This window comes from Actinomyces polynesiensis, from assembly GCF_000820725.1.
Taxonomy (GTDB): domain Bacteria; phylum Actinomycetota; class Actinomycetes; order Actinomycetales; family Actinomycetaceae; genus Pauljensenia; species Pauljensenia polynesiensis.
On sequence record NZ_CCXH01000225.1, the window covers coordinates 1 to 5,774 of the forward strand.

4 protein-coding genes and 1 pseudogene are annotated in these 5,774 nt (G+C 72.2%); 3 read left to right on the forward strand and 2 right to left on the reverse strand.

Annotated features, from left to right (window positions below; translation table 11 throughout):
- Positions 1–66: 66 nt before the first annotated feature.
- The gene (locus tag TA90_RS09575) at positions 67–327 is read right to left on the reverse strand and encodes an exodeoxyribonuclease VII small subunit (RefSeq protein WP_043535980.1); all 261 of its coding nucleotides are present in this window, start codon (positions 325–327) and stop codon (positions 67–69) included.
- Positions 324–1,658 carry an exodeoxyribonuclease VII large subunit gene (xseA, locus tag TA90_RS09580; protein ID WP_052450725.1) on the reverse strand — a complete coding sequence of 445 codons (1,335 nt, stop codon included), beginning with the start codon at positions 1,656–1,658 and terminating at the stop codon, positions 324–326. Before xseA ends, TA90_RS09575 begins: the two co-directional genes overlap by 4 nt.
- Before the next feature lie 104 nt (positions 1,659–1,762).
- Here xseA and TA90_RS09585 point away from each other — a divergent pair, with 104 nt between their 5' ends.
- The 3 genes and pseudogenes from TA90_RS09585 to ychF form a co-directional block, all read left to right on the forward strand.
- Positions 1,763–2,893, forward strand: coding sequence for a 4-hydroxy-3-methylbut-2-enyl diphosphate reductase (locus TA90_RS09585; protein WP_082031611.1), 1,131 nt, complete (start codon positions 1,763–1,765; stop codon positions 2,891–2,893).
- 218 nt (positions 2,894–3,111) lie between these two features.
- Positions 3,112–4,602, forward strand: a complete 1,491-nt coding sequence (locus TA90_RS09590; protein ID WP_043535981.1) for an alpha/beta hydrolase — start codon at positions 3,112–3,114, stop codon at positions 4,600–4,602.
- 94 nt (positions 4,603–4,696) lie between these two features.
- Positions 4,697–5,774 (forward strand): annotated as a pseudogene (gene ychF, locus TA90_RS09595) (redox-regulated ATPase YchF); the annotation flags it as partial.

Here is a 5,774-nt window from a genome sequence, read left to right on the forward strand (position 1 = left end):
GGAACCGTGTGCCGTCCACCACGGCGGACGGCCGGTCTGCGGGCTGTCCGTGGAGCGGTCCGCGGGTCAGCCCTCAGCGTCCCCCGACACCACGTGGTCCGGCGTGGCCTGCTGGGTGGTGCGGTCCAGGCGGGTCTGGGCGTCCTCGAGGACGGAGCGGCAACGGGCCGCGAGGGCCTCACCGCGTTCCCACAGCGAGAGCGTGGCCTCCAGCGGCGCGCGCCCGCTCTCGAGCCGGGCGACGATGTCCACCAACTCGTCACGGGCCTGCTCGTAGCCGAGCGAGGAGGGGTCCGGCAGGGTCTGGGGGTGGTCGGCGTCGGTCATCGGGTCTCTCCTGGTGCGGGGGCGGGCTGGGGTGAAGGGGGGTTGTCCGGGGCGGGGGTCGTCCCGAACACCTGGGCGACGAGTCGGCCGTGGGCGAGGATGCCCTCGAGCAGGTCGCCCTTGCGGACATCGGCCGAAGAGCGCACGAGGGCCCCCGACGGTGTGCGGAGCATGGCGTAGCCGCGCTCGAGGGTCGCCTGGGGGGAGATGGCGGTGAGGGTCGCCTGGGCGCGGGCCAGGTCCGTGCGTTCCTCCCCCAGGCGGCGGGTCAGGGCCTGCCCGAGTCGCATGGCCAGGGAGTCCACGACCGCGCGGTGCTGGTCGATGACGGCCGTCGGTCGCTGGAGGACGGGGCGGCCCTCCAGCAGGGCGAGCTGGGACCGTTCCGTCATGAGCCGGTTGCCCACGGCCGCGCGCATGCGGGACACCGCGTGCGCCAGGCCCTCCGTCTCTCGCGCCCGGTCGGGCACGATGCGGCGGGCTGCATCGGTGGGGGTCGAGGCGCGGTAGTCGGCGACGAGGTCGAGCAGGGGGGCGTCGCCCTCGTGCCCGATGGCGGAGACGAGCGGGGTGCGCACGGCGGCCGCGGCGCGCACGAGCGTCTCCTCGGAGAAGGGGAGGAGGTCCTCCACGGATCCGCCCCCGCGCGCGACGACGATGACGTCGACCTCGGGCAGGGAGTCCAGGTCCACGAGGGCGGCGCTGACCTCCCGCACCGCGTACTGGCCCTGGACCGCGACCTCGCGGACCTCGAAGCGGATGCCGGGCCACCGGGCGGAGGCGTTGACGATGACGTCGTCCTTGGCCTTCGCGTTGCGTCCGCACACCAGGCCCACCACGCGGGGCAGGAAGGGGAGCGCAACCTTGCGGTCGGCGGAGAAGAGGCCCTCGGCGTCCAGGGTGCGTCGCAGCTGCTCGATGCGCGCGAGCAGGTCGCCGAGCCCCTGGAGGTGGACCTCGGCGGCGCGCAGGTTCAGGGTGCCGCGCCTCTCCCAGAAGACGGGTTTGACCCGGGTGACCACGCGGGCGCCCTCGTCGAAGCCGGGGCCGGCGTGGTCGAGGACGTCGGGGAAGGCCGTGATGGTCATCGAGGTGTCGGTCTCCACGTCGCGGAGCACGAAGAAGGCCATGCGGGTACCGGGGCGGGGTTTGTACTCCACGACCTGGCCCTCCACCCACAGGGCGGACATGCGGTCGACGTAGATCCTGATGTTCTCCGTCAGGCGACGCAGGGGCCACGGGTTGTCCCGGGTGGTGTCCGCGGCCTTCGCGGCCGGTGGCGGGGAGGCGGGCCGGCCCTGCGCCGGGTCCGGGCGCTGGTCGGGGGTCAGGGGTGCGGGCACCCCCTCAGGATGCCACCCCCGGCTGGTGCCGTCACCCCGGGGCGTGGCCTTCCCCACGCGCCCGGAGGCCGCCACCCGGATAGATTGGTCGCATGACGATCCAGATCCAGCCGGTCCCCGGGGTGTCTCCGGACACCGCTCCGCAGGACACCGCTGCGGCCGACGGCCCGTCGGCGGCCGCGACCACGGACACGACCAGTGGGGCCACCGCGTCGCGGACGGGTGGCACCGTGTTGCTGGCGGCCCCACGCGGGTACTGCGCAGGTGTCGACCGAGCGGTCGACGTGGTGGAGAAGACCCTCGACCTGTACGGGCCCCCTGTGTACGTGCGCAAGGAGATCGTCCACAACAAGTACGTCGTGGAAACCCTCACCCGCCGTGGCGCGGTCTTCGTGCAGGACACCGACGAGGTGCCCGAGGGTGCGCGCGTGGTGTTCTCCGCCCACGGCGTGTCCCCCCAGGTGCGCGCCGCGGCTGACGCCCGCCACCTCGCCACCATCGACGCGACCTGCCCCCTGGTCACGAAGGTCCACCGTGAGGCCGTCCGCTTCGCGAAGGACGACTACGACATCATCCTCGTCGGCCACGAGGGCCACGAGGAGGTCGAGGGCACGTTCGGGGAGGCCCCCGCCCACATCCAGGTCGTCGGGTCCCCCGACGAGGTCGCCGACGTCGTCGTGCGCGACCCCTCGCGCGTCGTGTGGATCTCCCAGACCACCCTGTCCGTGGACGAGACGCGTGAGACGGTGGACCGCCTGCGTGAGCGCTTCCCGCAGCTCATCGACCCGCCCTCGGACGACATCTGCTACGCCACCCAGAACCGTCAGGTCTCCGTGAAGACGATCGCGCCACGTGTGGACGTGATGGTCGTGGTCGGCTCGGCCAACTCCTCGAACTCCGTGCGCCTCGTGGAGGTCGCCCTGGAGGCCGGGGCCGGGGCCGCCCACCGCATCGACAAGGCCGACGAACTCGACCCCGCCTGGTTCGCGGGCGCCTCCACGGTGGGACTCACCTCGGGGGCGTCGGTGCCGGAGATCCTCGTGCGTGAGGTCATCGACTGGTTGGGTGAGCACGGCTTCCCCACGGTCGAGGAGGTCCGCACCGAGACCGAGACGATCACCTTCGCGCTGCCGCGCAACCTCCGCTCCGAGCTCACCGCCGGCGGCCTGGCCGATCCCCGGCCCCACGCCCCCCGCCGCGTGAACCCCGACCACACGAGCTGAGGACCCACGCCCCCACCCGGCTGCACGCGGCGGACGCGGAGTCCGCTGCCGGGCAAGGGGCGCGACCGTCGTCCGGGGCACCGGCGGCACCGGTGGGTGGGCCCGGCGGGCGCGCGAGCGAGGGGAGCGGAGCACAGGAGCCCCGCAGGAGCACGGACACCGGACCACGGGGGTCCGGACGCCCCGGACCCGACAAGAGGTGATGCGGAGGTGGACGGGTGGCACTGATCTCGTCGGCACCGGTGTGGGGCCTTGCGGTGCTCACCGTGGTGCTCGGCCTGGTGGCCGCACGACACCTCGGCCGTGGCGGGGGAGCGTTGCGCCGGGTCACCTCGGCCCTGCTCGTCGTCCTGACGGCCGCCCTGCTGTCGGGGACTCTGGCTGCCTCCGCCAATGTCCACATGGGCTGGTTCAGGACGGGCGGTGACCTGTGGCGGGCGGTGACGGGGCACGGCGCACCGCTCGACGACTCGCTCCCCGTCGAACCACTGCCGGCGCCGGGTGAGGGCCACACCGCAGGGACCTCGGACGCCCCCGACGCCTCCCTGCCGCAGTCGCTGTCCGGACACCCCGGCTCGCCCGCGTGGACGACCTCCTTCGCATGGGACTCCAGGCAGCGGGCCTGGACGGCAAAGGTCCGTGGCCCGGCCTCCGGCCTCGACCGCGAGGTGACGGTGTGGACGCCACCGGGGTACTCGCCGACGTCCCGGACCACCTACGACGTGGTCGTCTTCCTGCACGGATTCCCCGGGTCCAACGTCGGGGTGACCAGGTCCCTGGACGTCGGGGCCACCATCGACGGTCTCATGGCCCACGGTGAGCTGCGGCCCACGATCCTCGTCGTCGCGGACCTCTCGATGGGCGGGCTCCCCCCGGACTGCGTGGACGTCCGGGGCCGTGCGGCAGTGGAGACCTTCCTCACCCAGGACCTCGTCCAGTCGGTCCGCACCAACTTCCCCAATGTCTCCGGCCGGCGCAGCGGCTGGCTGATCGGAGGGATCTCCGCGGGCGCCTACTGCGCCTCGGTCCTCTACCTGCGCCACCAGGACCAGTTCTGGGGCGCGGTGGCGATGTCGGGGTACGACACCCCGGAACTCGGCGTGCTCTCCCACGCGGACCGGTCTGTGAGGGAGGCGTTCACCGTCTCGCACATGCTCGCCTCCACGGACCGCTCGAGCGCCCGCATGTGGCTGTCGGGGACACCCAATGACGGCGACGCCATGGACCTGCTCGAACGCGCCACCCGCGCCGCACGCCCCGGCGACGACATCACCGTCCACGTGGACCTCACCGGTGGGCACTCGTGGAGGACGTGGGCGGGTCAGTTCCCCCTGGCGCTGCGCTGGTGGACGCAGGGGGTCGCCGACGAGGGCGCCTCGGGTCCACGCTCCGCTGTCACGCAGCCGTTCACCGCCCCGCCCTCGTCCCAGGAGTCGACCTGGCTCACCCGGACCATGGGGTTGGCCGGGTGGGGGACGCTGTGGGCGTCCGTCCTGGTGTCCGTCGGCCTCCTCGGGGCGGTGGTCCTGCTGGCGCCCCGTACGGCGTGGACGGGTCGGGCACGGCTGTGGGGCCACCTGGTGCGCCTGGTGGGGGTGGGCGTGGTGTCAGCCGCCCTGTGCCTGTGCGTGATCATCGTCGTCAACCGCTCCCAGGGGTTCTTCTCGTCGTGGGGGGACCTCCTCGACAACTGGAGCATGTTCTTCTGAGACCGGGGGGAGGGGGTGGGTCCGCCCCCGTCGACGAGGGCGGCTGCCGCGACCCTGCCCACGGGGTGGCACCTGGCCCGCCTACAATGGCCGGGTGTCTCTCACCATCGGAATCGCCGGGCTGCCCAATGTCGGCAAGTCGACCCTGTTCAACGCGCTGACGCGGGCCACCGTGCTCGCCGCGAACTACCCCTTCGCCACGATCGAGCCCAATGTGGGGATCGTGCCCCTGCCGGACCCCCGGCTCGACGTGCTGGCGAAGATGTTCGACTCCGAGAGGGTCGTGCCCGCCACCGTCTCCTTCGTGGACATCGCAGGGATCGTGCGCGGAGCCTCCGAGGGTGAGGGTCTGGGCAACCAGTTCCTGGCCAACATCCGGGAGGCCGACGCCATCTGCCAGGTGACCGTGCCTTCCAGGACCCCGACGTGGTCCACGTGGACGGCAAGGTGGATCCCGCCAGCGACATCGAGACCATCACCACCGAGTTGGCGCTGGCCGACATCCAGACCCTGGAGAAGCAGATCCCGCGCCTGGAGAAGGAGGTGCGCGGGAAGAAGACCGAGGCCGTCGTCCTGGAGACCGCGCGTGCCGCGCTGGCCCTCCTGGAGCAGGGCAAGGTCCTCTCCGGACCGGAGGGCGCGAAGCTGGACCAGGACGCGCTGCGTTCCTTCCAGCTCATGACGTCGAAGCCCTTCATCTACGTCTTCAACATGGACGAGGCGGGGATGGCGGACGAGGCCCTGCAGGCACAGCTGCGTGAGCTCGTGGCGCCGGCCGAGGCGATCTTCCTCGACGCGGAGTTCGAGGCGGAACTGGTGGAGCTGGATCCCGAGGACGCCCAGGAGATGCTCGAGGACTCCGGTCAGAGCGAGTCGGGCATGGACAAGCTGGCGCGCGTGGGATTCGAGACCCTGGGCCTGCAGACCTTCCTCACGGCCGGGCCGAAGGAGTCGCGCGCCTGGACCATCCACCGCGGCGACACCGCCCCCGAGGCCGCCGGCGTCATCCACACCGACTTCCAGAAGGGCTTCATCAAGGCCGAGATCGTCAGCTACGACGACCTGGTCGAGTACGGGACCATGGCCGAGGCCCGAGCCCACGGCCGCGTGCGCATGGAGGGCAAGGACTACGTGATGCAGGACGGGGACATCGTCGAGTTCCGCTTCAACGT